Raw genomic sequence first — 14143 nt, 5'->3', positions numbered from 1 at the left:
CCCATGGGCGCCGCGCCTTCATCATCGCCTGATGCCCTAGTGCCGGCCGCGCCGTTCGTCGATCTCGCGGCGGCGCTCGGGCGTCTTGTCGATCGCGCGGGTGATCTCGCGCACGCTCCAGGGCAGGGGCTTGCGCTGGGTCACGGCGCCCTCCTTGTCGATCAGCACCAGCATGAAACCGCGCGGGCGCAGTTGCTGGCGCAGGGGCAGGCGGGCGCCCGGATTGGTATCGGTCAGCACCACCACATCGCGCGCGAGCAGCGCCGGAGAATCGGCCTCGATATATTCGATCTGCTGAAGAAAGCGCGGATCCGACGGGCTGTCGGCAAAGATGATGATCGGCCGCGCGACCCAGAGGAATTCGGCAAGGTCGTTTTCCCCGGCCGGGCGGATGAGTTCGGTTTCGTCATCCCCACCGGCGTCGAGCGCATGGAGGGCCTGCGGGGTCAGCAAGGCAAGGACAAGCAATAATATGTTTTTCATGAGCACTCCTGACAGCCAGAATATAAACATGCCCGGTCCGAATGCGACCGCTGTTTTCGCACCTTTCGCACGTCTGCCCGGGAACGGACGGGCATGAATGCCCTCCGGCAACAGGCAGGTGCCTGTCCGGCAGCGACCTGAAAAGAGGAAGAGAATACCATGACCCAAAAGAAGGACTGGCAGGCGCTGGCCGAAAAGGAACTGCGCGGCCGCCCGCTCGAGGATCTGACCTGGCAGACGCTTGAGGGCATCCCGGTCAAGCCGCTCTATACCGAAGAGGATCTGGAGGGCGTCGGGCACCTTGGCGGTTATCCGGGGCTCGAACCCTATACCCGCGGGGTAAAGGCGACCATGTATGCCGGGCGTCCCTGGACCATCCGCCAGTATGCCGGCTATTCGACCGCCGAGGAATCGAACGCCTTTTACCGCCGCAACCTCGCGGCCGGTCAGCAGGGGGTGAGCGTGGCCTTCGATCTGCCGACCCACCGCGGCTATGACAGCGATCACCCGCGCGTGGTGGGCGATGTGGGCAAGGCCGGCGTTGCGATCGATTCGGTCGAGGACATGAAGATCCTCTTCGACGGCATCCCGCTGGATCAGGTCAGCGTCAGCATGACCATGAACGGCGCCGTGATTCCGGTGCTGGCGAACTTCATCGTCGCCGGCGAAGAGCAGGGCCATTCCCGCTCGGTGCTGTCGGGCACGATCCAGAACGACATCCTCAAGGAGTTCATGGTCCGCAACACCTATATCTATCCGCCGGAACCCAGCATGCGGATCGTCAGCAACATCATCGAATATACCGCAAACGAGATGCCGCGTTTCAACTCGATCTCGATTTCCGGCTATCACATGCAGGAGGCCGGTGCGAACCTCGTGCAGGAGCTGGCCTATACGCTGGCGGACGGGCGCGAATACGTGCGGGCGGCGCTGGATGCGGGGCTCGAGGTGGATCATTTCGCGCCGCGGCTGTCGTTCTTCTTTGCGATCGGGGTCAATTTCTTCATGGAGATCGCCAAGCTGCGCGCGGCGCGCCTGCTCTGGCATCGCATCATGACCGAATTCGGCGCCACGAACCCGAAATCGAAGATGCTGCGCACCCATTGCCAGACTTCGGGCGTCAGCCTGCAGGAACAGGATCCCTACAACAACGTCGTGCGCACCGCTTACGAGGCCATGAGCGCGGTGCTGGGCGGGACCCAGTCGCTCCATACCAACGCTCTGGACGAGGCGATCGCACTGCCGACTGATTTCTCGGCCCGGATCGCGCGCAACACGCAGCTGATCCTGCAGGAAGAGACCGGAATCACCAATGTGATCGACCCGCTGGCGGGCTCCTACTACATCGAACGGCTCACCCATGACCTTGCCGAAAAGGCGTGGGAGCTGATCGAGGAAGTCGAAGAGATGGGCGGCATGACCAAGGCGGTCGCAAGCGGCATGCCCAAGCTCCGGATCGAGGAAAGCGCCGCCACCCGGCAGGCGATGGTGGACCGTGGCGAAGAGGTCGTCGTCGGCGTCAACAAGTATCGCAAGGACAAGGAAGACCCGCTCGACATTCTCGACATCGACAACGTCAAGGTGCGCGAAAGCCAGATCGCGCGGCTGGAGCAGATCCGCGCGAGCCGCGACGCGAAAGCCTGCGAGGCGGCGCTTGACGAGATCACCCGCCGCGCGCGCGAGGGGGGCAACCTGCTTGCCGCGGCGGTCGAGGCCGCGCGGGCCCGCGCTTCTGTTGGAGAGATCAGCATGGCAATGGAAAAGGAATTCGGCCGCCACCGCGCCGAGGTAAAGACCCTCTCGGGCGTTTACGGCAAGGCCTATGAAGGCGACGAGGGCTTTTCCGCGATCCAGAAGGCGGTCGAGGAATTCGCGCAGGACGAGGGCCGCCGGCCGCGCATGCTGGTGGTCAAGATGGGGCAGGACGGTCACGACCGGGGTGCCAAGGTGATCGCGACCGCCTTTGCCGACATCGGCTTTGACGTGGATGTGGGGCCGTTGTTCCAGACCCCCGAAGAGGCGGCGCAGGATGCGATCGACAACGACGTGCACGTGATCGGCGTTTCGAGCCAGGTTGCCGGCCACAAGACGCTGGCGCCGCAGCTTGTCGAGGCGCTGAAGGCCGCCGGTGCCGAGGATATCCTCGTGATCTGCGGCGGCGTGATCCCGCAGCAGGATTACGATTTCCTGCAGAAGGCGGGGGTCGCTGCGATCTTCGGCCCGGGCACCAATATCCCGACGGCGGCGCAGGACATCCTGCGGCTGATCCGCCAGGCACGGAGCTGATGAGGCCGCGCACGCAGATCTGGCTTGGCGCGGCGCTGGGCGTGGTCTGGGCGCTGGTGCTGGTGTTCGGGATGCAAGCCGCCGGGCTGCGTTACCTGGCGGCGCCGGTGGCGCTGCCGGGTGCCTGGCTGGGCCCGGCGCTGTCCATTGCGCTCCTGCTCGGCGTTGTCGGCCTGCGGCGCGCTTTCGGGCGGCAGGGCGCGGATCTCATGATGGCGCCCGGCAGCCGCGGGGACACCGACCTGCGGGTGCTGAACGATACCGCCGCGCAGGCGGTTCTGGCCCTGCTGCTCTGGCCGCTCGTGGCCATGGTGCAGGGCGGGGCGCTGGCTCTTGCGCTCGGCGGCAGCTTCCTGGCGGCGCGGCTCGTGTTCTGGATCGGCGCGCATGTCTCGCCCTTCCTGCGCGCGCTCGGGTCTGCGGCGACCGCCTTTCCGACGATCCTTGCCGCGCTCTGGGCCGGGTTCGTCTGGTTCTTCTGACGCGGGCGGTGCACGGAACGGCGTGGTTGGCGCTGACACCGGCGCGCTGAGCGGCTAGAAGGGCGCATGTCTCTCTGGTCGCGAATTCTCGATGCGCTTTCGGCGCTCGGCAACGGCGAAAGCCTCGGTTCGGTGTTCGAGCGCCTGCGCCAGCGCCCCGAACGCAGCGTGGCCTTTGCCATTGCCGTGATCGCGCTTGGTGCCAAGATGGCCAAGGCCGACGGTCGCGTGACACGCAACGAGGTGGCGGCCTTCCGCGAGGTGTTCCTGATCGCGCCCGAGGACGAGGCCGGCGCGGCACGCGTGTTCAACCTCGCGCGGCAGGATATTGCCGGCTACCGCGCCTACGCGCGCAAGATCGCGCGGATGTTTTCCGGCAGTCATCCGATGCTCTGCGACCTCATGGAGGGGCTGTTTCACATCGCGCTGGCCGATGGCGACTATCATGCCGCCGAGGACAGTTTCCTGTCCGATGTGGCCCGGATATTCGGCCTCTCCGAGGCCGAGTTCCGCTCGCTCCGTGCCCGTTTCGCACCCGATTCCGCGCCGGATCCCTATGCGGTGCTCGGCGTGCCGCCCGATATGCCGCTTCCCGAGATCCGCAAGGTCTGGCACCGACTGGTGCGGGAAAACCACCCCGACCGCATGATCGCACGAGGCGTCCCGCGCGAGGCGATCCGGCTCGCGGGCAAGCGGCTGGTCGATATCAACCGAGCCTGGCGGGAGATCGAGGCCCAGAGCGCCTGATGCGCGTCTCAACCCGCGGCCGCAATCCGCGCCGTCGCAGGCGCCTTTTCATTGATCGCCCGCGCGCTCTGCCTATATGATCGGGCATGCGTCACGTAATCGCTCTTCTGACCTGTCTTTCCCTTGCCGCCGCGCCGCTCGCCGCGCAGGAGCGCGACCCCGAGCAGGGGCGCAGCCTGATGGAGCGCGGGATCGAACTGTTCCTGAAGGGGCTGAACGACGAGGTCTCCCCCGCGGTGAGAAGCCTGCGCAGCCTGACCGAGGAATTCGGCCCTGCGATGCAGAGTTTCCTGTCCGAGATGGGGCCCGCGTTCAAGGATCTGCTGGGGCAGGTCAAGGACTGGAGCGCCTATGAAAAGCCCGAGATCCTGCCGAACGGCGACATCATCATCCGCCGCAAGCCCGATGCGCCGAAACTTCCCGAAAAACCGGATGACAAGCCGGACCGCAGCATGCCGAAACCGCCGCTGAAAGCCCCGGAAAGCAACGAGATCGACATCTGACCGGCACCGGCCCGGCCGGCCGGCTGCCCAGCGGACCCGTGAATCGGCGGCTACCGGATGCGCCAGCACGCCACCGTGGCGCTGCGGCCTGATTTTTCGGAAGAAATGGTGGGCGACCCTGGAATCGAACCAGGCGTGCGTCTCCGCGAGGGATTTACAGTCCCCTGCCACACCTTGCGGCCTGTCGCCCATATCTTGCGGCAACGGGCACGTTGCGCCCGAGGCCAAGGCGTGCTTACAAGCGGCCATCTGGGGCGTCAACTGGAAAAACCCGCAGGCCGGTCCCCCGGCCGGCGCGACGCGGAAGCAGGAGCGGAGACGTGGGCGCAAAGACCAGAAAACCCGAGTGGATCATCAGGAAAGAGCGTGAAAAGCGCGCCTCCGCGGCCGAGACCGTGTGGCTGTTCGGGCTGCACGCGGTGCGCGATGCGCTGCTGAACCCGCGCCGCGAGAAACTGCGCCTGGTGGTGACCCCGAATGCGCAGGACCGGCTGGCCGGTGCGATCAGCGCGGCCGGCATCACGCCCGAGATCGCGGATCCGCGCCGCTTTGCCGCGCCGCTCGATCCGGGATCGGTGCATCAGGGCGCGGCGCTCGAGGTGCGGCCGCTGGCCTGGGGCTCGCTCGAGGAGGTCTGCGCGCCGGGAACCCGATCGCCGCGTCTGCTGCTGCTCGACCGGGTGAGCGACCCCCATAACGTGGGGGCGATCCTGCGCTCGGCCGAGGTGCTGGGCGCGCGGGCGGTGATCGCAACGCGCCACCACGCCGCACCCGAGACCGGCGCGCTGGCCAAGGCCGCGAGCGGCGCGCTCGAGCGGCAGCCCTATATCCGCGTGCGCAACCTTTCCGATGCGATACTCGTCCTGCAGAAGATGGGCTATCTCGTGCTCGGCCTTGACGGCGAGGCGCCCATGACTATCGAGGCCGCGCTCGAGGGGCGGGGCGACCAGCCCGTCGCGCTCGTGCTCGGGGCCGAGGGGCCGGGGCTGCGGCCGCGCACCCGCGAGACGGTGGATCAGCTGGTGCGGATCGCGGCTGCCGGCGGGTTCGGATCGCTCAACGTGTCGAATGCGGCGGCGATTTCGCTTTACGCCACCATGCGGACTGGCGGGAGAGGGTAGGCAGCCGGGCGTGAGAATCGTCGGAAGGCGCCCGAATTCCGCGTCGGCAAGAGGCATGATAGGCCGTAAGCGGGATTTTGATCACACATCCGCGAGCGCCCTTTTTCTTTCTCGAAGGGGTATTAGATGATGTTTCACCACGGGGCCGGAACCCTCGTGGATACATCACTGTCCCTCGTTCCGTACTGGGCGCTCAAGGTTCTCCTTGGGCGCCCTTTTCTTCGGTCAGGGATTGCGGCGCGCGGCCTTTTCCGCAAGGCCCGAGAGCCCCTGCCGGCGCCCGAGTTCGGCAAGGACGGCATCAAGCGTCACATCGCGCGACGCGAGCATGACCAGCAGATGATAAAGCGCATCCGCCGCCTCCGACACCAGCGCGTCGCGGTCGCCGCGCGTGGCCTCGATGATCGCCTCGATCGCCTCTTCGCCGAATTTCTCGGCGCATTTCTCCGGCCCGCGCGCCAGCAGCGCCGCGGTCCAGCTGGTATCGGGATCGGCGCTCTTGCGGGTTTCGATCGTTCGCCAGAGGTCGTCCAGCACCGTCACGGCAGGTCTACCGGGAGTCCCGCAGCGGCAAGATGTTCCTTCGCCTGCCGGATCGTGTATTCACCGAAGTGAAAGATCGACGCCGCGAGCACCGCCCTGGCATGGCCCTCGCGCACGCCGTCCACCAGGTGGTCGAGATTGCCGACACCGCCCGAGGCGATCACCGGCAGGTCGACCGCATCCGCGACCGCGCGCGTCAGCGCAAGGTCGAATCCCTCGCGCGTCCCGTCACGCTCCATCGAGGTCAGCAGGATCGCGCCAGCCCCTTTCGCGGCCACGGTGCGGGCGAATTCGACCGGGTCCATGCCGGTGCTCTTGCGTCCGCCATGGGTCACGATCTCCCATTTTCCGGGGCCGGCCGGTTTTGCGTCGATGGCGACGGTGATCCGCTCGCCGCCGAATCGCTCGACGAGGCGCGCCACCAGGTCGGGGTCGTTCACGGCCGCCGAGTTCAGCGACACCCGGTCCGCGCCTGCGTCCAGCAGCGCCTGCACGTCCTCGGCGCTGCGCACCCCGCCGCCGACGGTCAGCGGAACGTGGCACACTTCGGCCGTGCGCCGCACCACATCGAGCATGGCCGGGCGGTTTTCATTGGTGGCGTTGATGTCGAGAAAGCAGAGCTCGTCCGCCCCCGCTTCCTGGTAGGCGCGGGCGGCTTCGACCGGATCGCCCGCGTCCACGAGATCGACGAAGTTCACGCCTTTGACGACCCGGCCACCGGCCATGTCGAGGCAGGGAATGATGCGAATCTTTCGGGTGATATCATGCATGGAGTGCCCCTTTCGGCGCCGGTTTATGCGTTTTCCGGGCATCGCGCAATTGGCTTTGCCGGCTCATCCGGAACTCGCCCGCTCCGATATGCGTTCACCCGTAAGCAGATTGAGGAGAGCAGCCATGAAGGATCTGATCACCGATACCGCCCTTGCCGTGATGGCGAACCCCGCCACGGCGGAACTTGAGGCGCTGCGTTCCGACCTTGATGCGCGCAGCAGCCTGCGCATGCTGACCTGCGCGCTGAAGGAAAACGGTGCGCAGGTGCTTGATGCGGAGGGCGGATGGGTCCGGTTCCGGCCGCGCCCCTCGGACCGCGCCGGGATCGTGCTCGACGCGACAATCGAGGCCGGGCCGGACGGGGAGGTCTGGATCACCTTCGAGCGCGATGCGCTCGCGCGGGATGAGGGGCCCGCCCAAACGCATCCGCTTGCGGCCTAGGTGCCGCCCCTGAGCGTTGCGAGCGCCGCCGCGAGGTCGAGCGCACCGTCGTAAAGCGCCCGGCCCGAAATCGCGCCGTCAAGCGCAACCCCGCAGTCACGCAGGGCGACAAGATCATCCAGCGACGACACGCCGCCCGAGGCGATGACCGGGATCGAGACGGCGCGGGCAAGATGCGCCGTCGCATCCACGTTCGGGCCCTTCATCGCCCCGTCGCGCAGGATGTCGGTATAGATGATCGCGGCCACGCCCGCATCCTCGAAGGACCGCGCGAGGTCGGTCGCCAGCACGTCGGTTTCCTCGGCCCAGCCCCGCGTGGCAACGCGGCCCTCGCGCGCGTCGATGCCGACCGCGATCCGCCCGGGAAACGCACGGGCCGCCTCGCGCACGAGATCCGGTTTCTCGACCGCGACCGTGCCGAGGATCACCCGCGCGAGTCCCTTGGCGAGCCAGGTCTCGATCGTCTTCATGTCGCGGATGCCGCCGCCAAGCTGCGCCGGCACATCGGTGGCGGCGAGGATCGCCTCGACCGAGGCGGCATTCACCGGCTCGCCGGCGAAGGCCCCGTTCAGATCGACGAGGTGGAGCCATTCGCAACCCGCCTCGACAAAGTTGCGCGCCTGTGCGGCCGGATCGTCGTTGAAGACGGTCACGCGCTCCATTTCGCCCTGCACGAGGCGCACCGCCTGTCCGTCCTTGAGGTCGATCGCGGGATAAAGGATCATCCGCAGGCCCTTTCACTTGCTGGCCGGAAGAAAGGGCGCGTCAGAGCGCGCCCTTGGTCGATGGCACCGCGTCCGACCGGCGCGGGTCGGGTTCTACCGCCACCCGCAGCGCCCGCGCCACCGCCTTGAACGTGGCCTCGGCGATGTGGTGCGAGTTGATCCCGTCGAGCGCCGTGACATGCAGCGTGATGCCGCCATGGGTCGCGAATGCCTGAAAGAATTCGCGCACGAGTTCGCTGTCGAAGGTGCCGATCCGGGATGCGGGCAGATCGACGTTCCAGACCAGATAGGGCCGCCCGGAAAGATCGAGCGCCGCGCGCACCAGTGCGTCATCCATCGGCAGCAGGCACGAGCCGTAACGGTTGATGCCGCGCTTGTCGTCAAGCGCCGCCCGCAGCGCCTGGCCGAGCGCGATCCCGGTATCCTCGACCGTGTGGTGATCGTCGATATGCAGGTCGCCCTTGGCGCGCACCGTCATGTCGATCAGCGAATGGCGCGCAAGCTGGTCGAGCATGTGGTCGAAAAAACCGACACCGGTCGCGTTGTCATAGGTGCCGCTGCCGTCGAGGTCGATCTCGACGCTGATTTCGGTCTCGGCGGTCTTGCGGCTGATCCGGCCCTTGCGCATGGCGCGCCCTCCTTCGCGGTTTGCGCCTGCTTACAGCAGGGGGGCGGCGCTTTCCAGTCGGCACGTTCCGCCATGTCGCCGCGGGTGCGGCAGTTCCGGCAGGGGCAGGTCCGGCAGGGATTGCAAGGGCGCGCCGCCCGTGTCAGCCTGCGCCCGGTCCCGACGCTTACGGAGCATTCCATGACAACCTGCGTCTTCGTCCAGATCCGCTGCAAGCCCGGCACCACCTACAAGGTGGCCGAGGACATCGCCCTGCGCGAAATCCATTCCGAGCTTTATTCCACGAGCGGAAACTATGACCTGCTGATGAAGCTCTACGTTCCCCCGAACGAAGACATCGGCAAGTATATCAACGATCACCTGCTGACGATCGAGGATATCGAGCGCACCGTGACCACCATCACCTTCAACGCCTTCTGAGAACCCGGCAGGCCGGGCGCCGGACCGGCGGACAGGGTGCTTGCAGCAGGGTGGTTGAGGCTCTATAGGGCGATTTTCATGCGTTCCAGGGGCCGGGATTCGCCATGCAGACGCCGTTCTACCTTATCGACAAATCCCGCCTGCTGCCCAATCTGGAAAAGATCGCGTGGCTGCGGGACCAGTCGGGCGCACGCGCGCTGCTGGCGCTCAAGTGTTTCGCCACCTGGTCGGTGTTCGATTTCATGGCGCAGTACATGGACGGCACCACGTCGAGTTCGCTCTTTGAGGTAAAGCTCGGGCGCGAGCATTTTCCGGGCGAAACCCACGCCTATTCGGTTGCCTGGGCCGATCACGAGATCGACGAGGCGCTGGCGAACAGCGACAAGATCATCTTCAACTCCGCCAGCCAGCTCGACCGCTTCGACGCCGCGAGCCGCGGCCATATCCGCGGCCTGCGGGTCAATCCCGGCGTTTCGAGCAGCGATTTCGATCTGGCCGACCCGGCGCGCCCCTTCAGCCGGCTGGGCGAGCACGACCCGAAGGTGATCGAGCGGAACCGCGACCGCATCAGCGGGCTCATGTTCCACAACAACTGCGAGAACGCGGATTTCGACCGGTTCGATGCCATGCTGTCGAGGATCGAGGCCCGGTTCGGCCATGTCATCAAGGGCATGGAGTGGATCAGTCTGGGTGGGGGCATCCATTTCACCGGCGAGGGCTATCCGATCGAGCGCCTTGCCGAGCGCCTGCGGCGCTTTGCCGGCGAATATGGCGCGCAGGTCTATCTGGAGCCCGGCGAGGCCGCGATCACCAATTCGACGACGCTCGAGGTCACCGTTCTCGACACGCTTTACAACGGGCGCAACCTTGCCGTGGTCGATGCCTCGATCGAGGCGCATATGCTCGACCTGCTGATCTATCGGGAATCGGCGAAGATGCGCCCCGATGAGGGCCCCGAGGAATGGATGATCTGCGGCAAGTCCTGCCTGGCCGGGGACGTGTTCGGCACCTTCCGCTTTCCGGCGCCGCTGCGGGTCGGAGACCGGCTTTCGGTCGAGGACGCGGCCGGATACACCATGGTCAAGAAAAACTGGTTCAACGGGGTTGCGATGCCGGCGATCGTGCTGCGCGAGCTCGATGGAACCCTGCACAGCGTGCGCGATTTCACCTATGCGGATTTTGCCGCTGCTCTCTCGTGATGCAACCTTCAGGGACAAGGGGGTTACTTGATTGAAACGCAATGTTCTCATCATCGGCGCGGGCGGTGTCGCGCAGGTCGTGGCGCATAAATGCGCCCAGAACAACGATGTTCTGGGCGACATCCATATCGCCAGCCGGACGCTTTTCAAATGCGAGGCGATCCTTGATTCGGTGCGCGAGAAATCCGCGCTGAAACTCGCGGACGGGGTGCTGCAGGCGCATCGGATCGACGCCATGGACAGCGCGGCGGTGGCGCGGCTGATCCGCGACACCGGCGCGGGAATCGTGATCAATGTCGGCTCGCCCTTCGTCAACATGACGGTGCTCGATGCCTGTATCGAGACCGGCGCGGCCTATATCGACACGGCGATCCATGAAGAACCCGACAAGATCTGCGAAACGCCCCCCTGGTATGCGAACCACGAATGGAAGAAACGCGACATCTGCGCCGAGCGTGGCGTGACCGCGATCCTTGGCGCCGGGTTCGATCCGGGCGTGGTGAACGCCTTTGCCCGCTTTGCCGTCGATGAATTCATGGACGAGGTGAAAAGCATCGACATCGTCGACGTGAACGCCGGCAGCCACGGCCACTATTTCGCGACCAACTTCGACCCGGAGATCAACTTTCGCGAATTCACCGGCACCGTCTACACCTGGCAGGGCGGCAAGTGGCAGGAAAACAGGATGTTCGAGGTCGGGCGCGACTGGGATCTGCCGGTCGTCGGCACACGGCGCGCCTATCTCTGCGGCCATGACGAGATTCACAGTCTCGCGGCGCGCTATCCCGATGCCGATGTGCGTTTCTGGATGGGCTTCGGCGATCACTACATCAACGTGTTCACCGTCCTGAACAACCTTGGCCTGCTGTCGGAGCATCCCGTGACCACCGCCGAGGGGCTCGAGGTGGTGCCGCTCAAGGTGGTCAAGGCGGTTCTGCCCGACCCGGCGAGCCTTGCGCCCGGCTATACCGGCAAGACCTGTATCGGTGATCTGGTCAAGGGCGTGAAGGATGGCCGGGAGGTCGAGGTCTTTGTCTATAACGTCGCCGACCACGAGGAAGCCTATGCCGAGATCGGCAGCCAGGGGATTTCCTTTACCGCCGGGGTTCCGGCCGTGGCCGCGGCCCTGCTGATCGCCGAGGGGCCATGGGACGCGAAGGAAATGAAGAACGTCGAGGATCTTGATCCCAAGCCGTTCTTCACCGTGCTTGACCGGATCGGACTGCCGACACGGGTGCGCGACGAACAGGGCGACCGCGCCTGGAACGAATGAGCGGCCGGCGGGGCGGTGATGTTTTCCGTCCCGCCGCTTGCCGCCTCGGGAACCGGGTGCGCGGCCCATGGTCGCGTTCCGGTCAATGAGGAGCTTCATGACCAACCCCGAAAGTCGGAAACAGGAAGGCACTGCCTGGCTGATCATTCTCGGCATCAGCATGTGTCACATGCTGAACGACGTGATCCAGTCGCTTCTGCAGGCGATCTATCCGTTGCTGCGCGACGAATTCGCGCTGGAGTTCTGGCAGATCGGGCTCATGACCTTTGCCTTTCGCTTCACCGCATCGCTGCTGCAGCCGCTGATCGGGCTTGCGACCGACCGCCGGCCCTTTCCCTATTCGCTTCCGATCGGAATGGGATCGACCATGGTCGGGCTGATCCTGCTGGCCAGCGCGCATCATTATTCCCTGTTGCTGGCGGGGGCGGCGCTGATCGGGCTCGGCTCTTCCGTGTTCCACCCCGAAGCCTCGCGCGTGGCGCGGCTTGCCTCGGGCGGGCGGTTCGGGATGGCGCAGTCGCTGTTCCAGGTCGGCGGCAATTTCGGCACCTCGGTCGGGCCGCTGCTCGCGGCCTTCATCGTCGTGCCTTTTGGTCGCGGCAGCATCGTCTGGTTCTCGATCGCGGCGCTGCTCGGCATCATGATCCTGTCGCGTGTCAGCCACTGGTATGCCCGGCTCCAGCGCCGGCAGGCGGCCACCCGCACGCGGCCCACGATCCAGCTCTCGCGGCGGCGGGTGGTCTGGGCGCTGGTGATCCTGACGCTGCTCGTCTTTACCAAGAACATCTATATCGCCAGCATGGAGAGCTATTACATCTTCTTCCTGATCGAGCGGTTCGACCTTTCGACCCAGGCGGCGCAGTTGATGATGTTCCTGTATCTCGGGGCGATGGCGCTGGGCGTTGCGATCGGCGGCATGATCGGCGACCGGGTCGGATCGCTCACGGTAATCTGGGTGTCGATCCTCGGCGTGCTGCCGTTCACGCTCATGCTGCCCTATGCCAACCTGTTCTGGACCGGGGCGCTGTCGATCATGATCGGGGTGATCCTGGCCTCGGCCTTTCCGGCCATCGTGGTCTTTGCGCAGGAACTGGTCCCCGGCCGGGTCGGCATGGTGGCGGGCATGTTCTTCGGCCTCGCCTTCGGCATGGCGGGAATCGCCGCGGCGGTGCTCGGGGTGATTGCCGACCGCCGGGGGATAGATTTCGTCTATCACCTCTGTTCGTTCCTGCCGCTGCTCGGCCTGCTGACCATATTCCTGCCCCGGCAGCGGGAACTCGTGCCCGAAGTCTAGGGCGCCCTGCCGGCCTGGCGCGGAGGCGCCATGATCTTGCGCCTTCCGGTTTTGCGGGTCTATGACTGCCCGCGACCGGCCCGCTGCAGGCGGGGCCCGAATTCATGACAGGAACCGCCATGAAGACCACGGAACACGATGCCGAACCGCGCCTGACCTCGCTGTCCCGCGGCGGCGGCTGCGGCTGCAAGATTGCGCCGGCGGTGCTGTCCGAGATCCTGCGCAATACCGCCGCCATGCCCGTTCCCGAAGACCTGCTGGTCGGGCTCGAAACCTCGGACGATGCCGCGGTCTATCGGCTGAACAGCGAACAGGCGCTGATCGCCACTACCGATTTCTTCATGCCGGTCGTGGATGATCCTTTCGATTTCGGCCGTATCGCGGCGGCAAATGCGCTTTCGGATGTCTATGCCATGGGCGGCACGCCGATCATGGCGCTGGCGCTGGTCGGCATGCCGGTGAATCGTCTTTCCACCGTCACGATCGGGCGGATCCTCGAAGGCGGGGCCACGATCTGCCGCGAAGCCGGCATCCCGGTCGTCGGTGGCCATACAATCGATTCGGTCGAAGCGATCTATGGCCTTGTCGCGCTGGGACTGGTCCACCCGGATCGCATCAAGCGCAACAGCGGCGCGCGGCCCGGGGATTGCCTCGTGCTGGGCAAGCCGCTCGGGATCGGCGTGTTCTCGGCGGCGCTGAAGAAGGGCGTGCTGAGCGAGGCGGCCTATGAAGAACTGATCGCGAGCACGACCCGCCTGAACCGGCCGGGGCCGGATCTGGCCGCGCTCGACGGGGTGAATGCGATCACCGATGTGACCGGTTTCGGGCTGGGCGGTCATGCGCTTGAAATGGCGCGGGGATCGGGCTGCGACCTGCATATCGACTGGCAGGCGGTGCCGGTTTTCGAAACTGCCCGCCCGCTTGCGGCCGAGGGTATCGTGACCGGTGCGTCGGGGCGCAACCTTGCAAGCTATGGCACGGGGGTAACGCTGCCCGACGGCTTTGCCGCGGCGGACCAGGCGCTGCTCAGCGATCCGCAGACCAGCGGCGGGCTGCTGGTCTCCTGCCGGCCCGAGGTTCTGGGCGATGTGATGGAGCTGTTCGCGCGCGCCGGATTCGCAGAGGCGGCCCCGGTCGGAACCGTCCGCGAAAGCAGCGGCGCGCCGGGCGTTTCGGTGGTGTGACCACCGGCCGGCAAGCGGGCGTCCTTCCGCGGCCGGCCGCGAA

The 14143-nt window shown here is 66.0% G+C and carries 16 protein-coding genes and 1 tRNA gene; 11 read left to right on the top strand and 6 right to left on the bottom strand.

Going from position 1 to position 14143, the window contains the following annotated elements:
* Positions 1 to 36: 36 nt before the first annotated feature.
* Positions 37 to 483, bottom strand: coding sequence for a DUF4174 domain-containing protein (locus tag B0B01_RS05660; RefSeq protein WP_076648527.1), 447 nt, complete (start codon positions 481 to 483; stop codon positions 37 to 39).
* 159 nt (positions 484 to 642) lie between these two features.
* On the opposite strand from B0B01_RS05660, the gene scpA reads away from it, so the two are divergent.
* The 4 genes from scpA to B0B01_RS05640 all read left to right on the top strand — a co-directional run bounded on the left by scpA (position 643) and on the right by B0B01_RS05640 (position 4501).
* Entirely contained in the window at positions 643 to 2769 is a 2127-nt protein-coding gene (gene scpA, locus B0B01_RS05655; protein ID WP_076648525.1) for a methylmalonyl-CoA mutase, read from the top strand.
* Positions 2769 to 3251 carry a hypothetical protein gene (locus tag B0B01_RS05650; RefSeq protein ID WP_083946067.1) on the top strand — a complete coding sequence of 161 codons (483 nt, stop codon included), beginning with the start codon at positions 2769 to 2771 and terminating at the stop codon, positions 3249 to 3251. Before scpA ends, B0B01_RS05650 begins: the two co-directional genes overlap by 1 nt.
* 66 nt (positions 3252 to 3317) lie before the next feature.
* On the top strand, positions 3318 to 3998 hold the full coding sequence (locus B0B01_RS05645; protein ID WP_076648521.1) for a molecular chaperone DjiA: 681 nt from the start codon (positions 3318 to 3320) through the stop codon (positions 3996 to 3998).
* Between the two features lie 86 nt (positions 3999 to 4084).
* A complete protein-coding gene (locus tag B0B01_RS05640; protein WP_076648519.1) occupies positions 4085 to 4501 on the top strand; it encodes a hypothetical protein in 417 nt (138 codons plus the stop codon).
* 106 nt (positions 4502 to 4607) lie between these two features.
* Here the strand turns inward: B0B01_RS05640 and B0B01_RS13165 are convergent.
* Positions 4608 to 4691: transfer RNA gene (locus B0B01_RS13165), tRNA-Tyr, on the bottom strand.
* A gap of 130 nt (positions 4692 to 4821) precedes the next feature.
* On the opposite strand from B0B01_RS13165, the gene rlmB reads away from it, so the two are divergent.
* Complete coding sequence (gene rlmB, locus B0B01_RS05635; RefSeq protein WP_076648517.1) at positions 4822 to 5622, top strand: 23S rRNA (guanosine(2251)-2'-O)-methyltransferase RlmB; 801 nt, start codon at positions 4822 to 4824, stop codon at positions 5620 to 5622.
* Positions 5623 to 5847: 225 nt separating this feature from the next.
* Here the strand turns inward: rlmB and B0B01_RS05630 are convergent, their stop codons facing one another.
* Complete coding sequence (locus B0B01_RS05630; protein WP_076648515.1) at positions 5848 to 6165, bottom strand: phosphoribosyl-ATP diphosphatase; 318 nt, start codon at positions 6163 to 6165, stop codon at positions 5848 to 5850.
* Positions 6162 to 6935, bottom strand: a complete 774-nt coding sequence (gene hisF / locus B0B01_RS05625; RefSeq protein ID WP_076648513.1) for an imidazole glycerol phosphate synthase subunit HisF — start codon at positions 6933 to 6935, stop codon at positions 6162 to 6164. Before hisF ends, B0B01_RS05630 begins: the two co-directional genes overlap by 4 nt.
* A gap of 124 nt (positions 6936 to 7059) precedes the next feature.
* On the opposite strand from hisF, the gene B0B01_RS05620 reads away from it, so the two are divergent.
* The gene (locus B0B01_RS05620; protein ID WP_076648511.1) at positions 7060 to 7377 is read left to right on the top strand and encodes a hypothetical protein; all 318 of its coding nucleotides are present in this window, start codon (positions 7060 to 7062) and stop codon (positions 7375 to 7377) included.
* On the opposite strand, the gene hisA is transcribed toward B0B01_RS05620, so the two are convergent.
* Positions 7374 to 8102, bottom strand: coding sequence for a 1-(5-phosphoribosyl)-5-[(5-phosphoribosylamino)methylideneamino]imidazole-4-carboxamide isomerase (gene hisA / locus B0B01_RS05615; protein WP_076648509.1), 729 nt, complete (start codon positions 8100 to 8102; stop codon positions 7374 to 7376). The genes B0B01_RS05620 and hisA overlap by 4 nt on opposite strands.
* A 40-nt stretch (positions 8103 to 8142) precedes the next feature.
* Complete coding sequence (gene hisB, locus B0B01_RS05610) at positions 8143 to 8730, bottom strand: imidazoleglycerol-phosphate dehydratase HisB (RefSeq protein ID WP_076648507.1); 588 nt, start codon at positions 8728 to 8730, stop codon at positions 8143 to 8145.
* A 180-nt stretch (positions 8731 to 8910) separates the two neighbouring features.
* On the opposite strand from hisB, the gene B0B01_RS05605 reads away from it, so the two are divergent.
* The 5 genes from B0B01_RS05605 to selD all read left to right on the top strand — a co-directional run bounded on the left by B0B01_RS05605 (position 8911) and on the right by selD (position 14100).
* Positions 8911 to 9150 carry an Lrp/AsnC family transcriptional regulator gene (locus B0B01_RS05605; RefSeq protein WP_076650074.1) on the top strand — a complete coding sequence of 80 codons (240 nt, stop codon included), beginning with the start codon at positions 8911 to 8913 and terminating at the stop codon, positions 9148 to 9150.
* Between the two features lie 104 nt (positions 9151 to 9254).
* Positions 9255 to 10349 carry a carboxynorspermidine decarboxylase gene (locus tag B0B01_RS05600; RefSeq protein ID WP_076648505.1) on the top strand — a complete coding sequence of 365 codons (1095 nt, stop codon included), beginning with the start codon at positions 9255 to 9257 and terminating at the stop codon, positions 10347 to 10349.
* A gap of 31 nt (positions 10350 to 10380) precedes the next feature.
* On the top strand, positions 10381 to 11622 hold the full coding sequence (locus B0B01_RS05595; protein ID WP_076648503.1) for a saccharopine dehydrogenase family protein: 1242 nt from the start codon (positions 10381 to 10383) through the stop codon (positions 11620 to 11622).
* 97 nt (positions 11623 to 11719) lie between these two features.
* Positions 11720 to 12916, top strand: a complete 1197-nt coding sequence (locus B0B01_RS05590) for an MFS transporter (protein WP_076648501.1) — start codon at positions 11720 to 11722, stop codon at positions 12914 to 12916.
* Positions 12917 to 13035: 119 nt separating this feature from the next.
* Entirely contained in the window at positions 13036 to 14100 is a 1065-nt protein-coding gene (gene selD, locus B0B01_RS05585; protein WP_076648499.1) for a selenide, water dikinase SelD, read from the top strand.
* Positions 14101 to 14143 lie beyond the last annotated feature (43 nt).

Source organism: Pontibaca methylaminivorans, from assembly GCF_900156525.1.
In the GTDB taxonomy this organism is placed as follows: Bacteria; Pseudomonadota; Alphaproteobacteria; order Rhodobacterales; family Rhodobacteraceae; genus Pontibaca; species Pontibaca methylaminivorans.
This window is presented reverse-complemented; position numbering and strand designations above follow the sequence as displayed.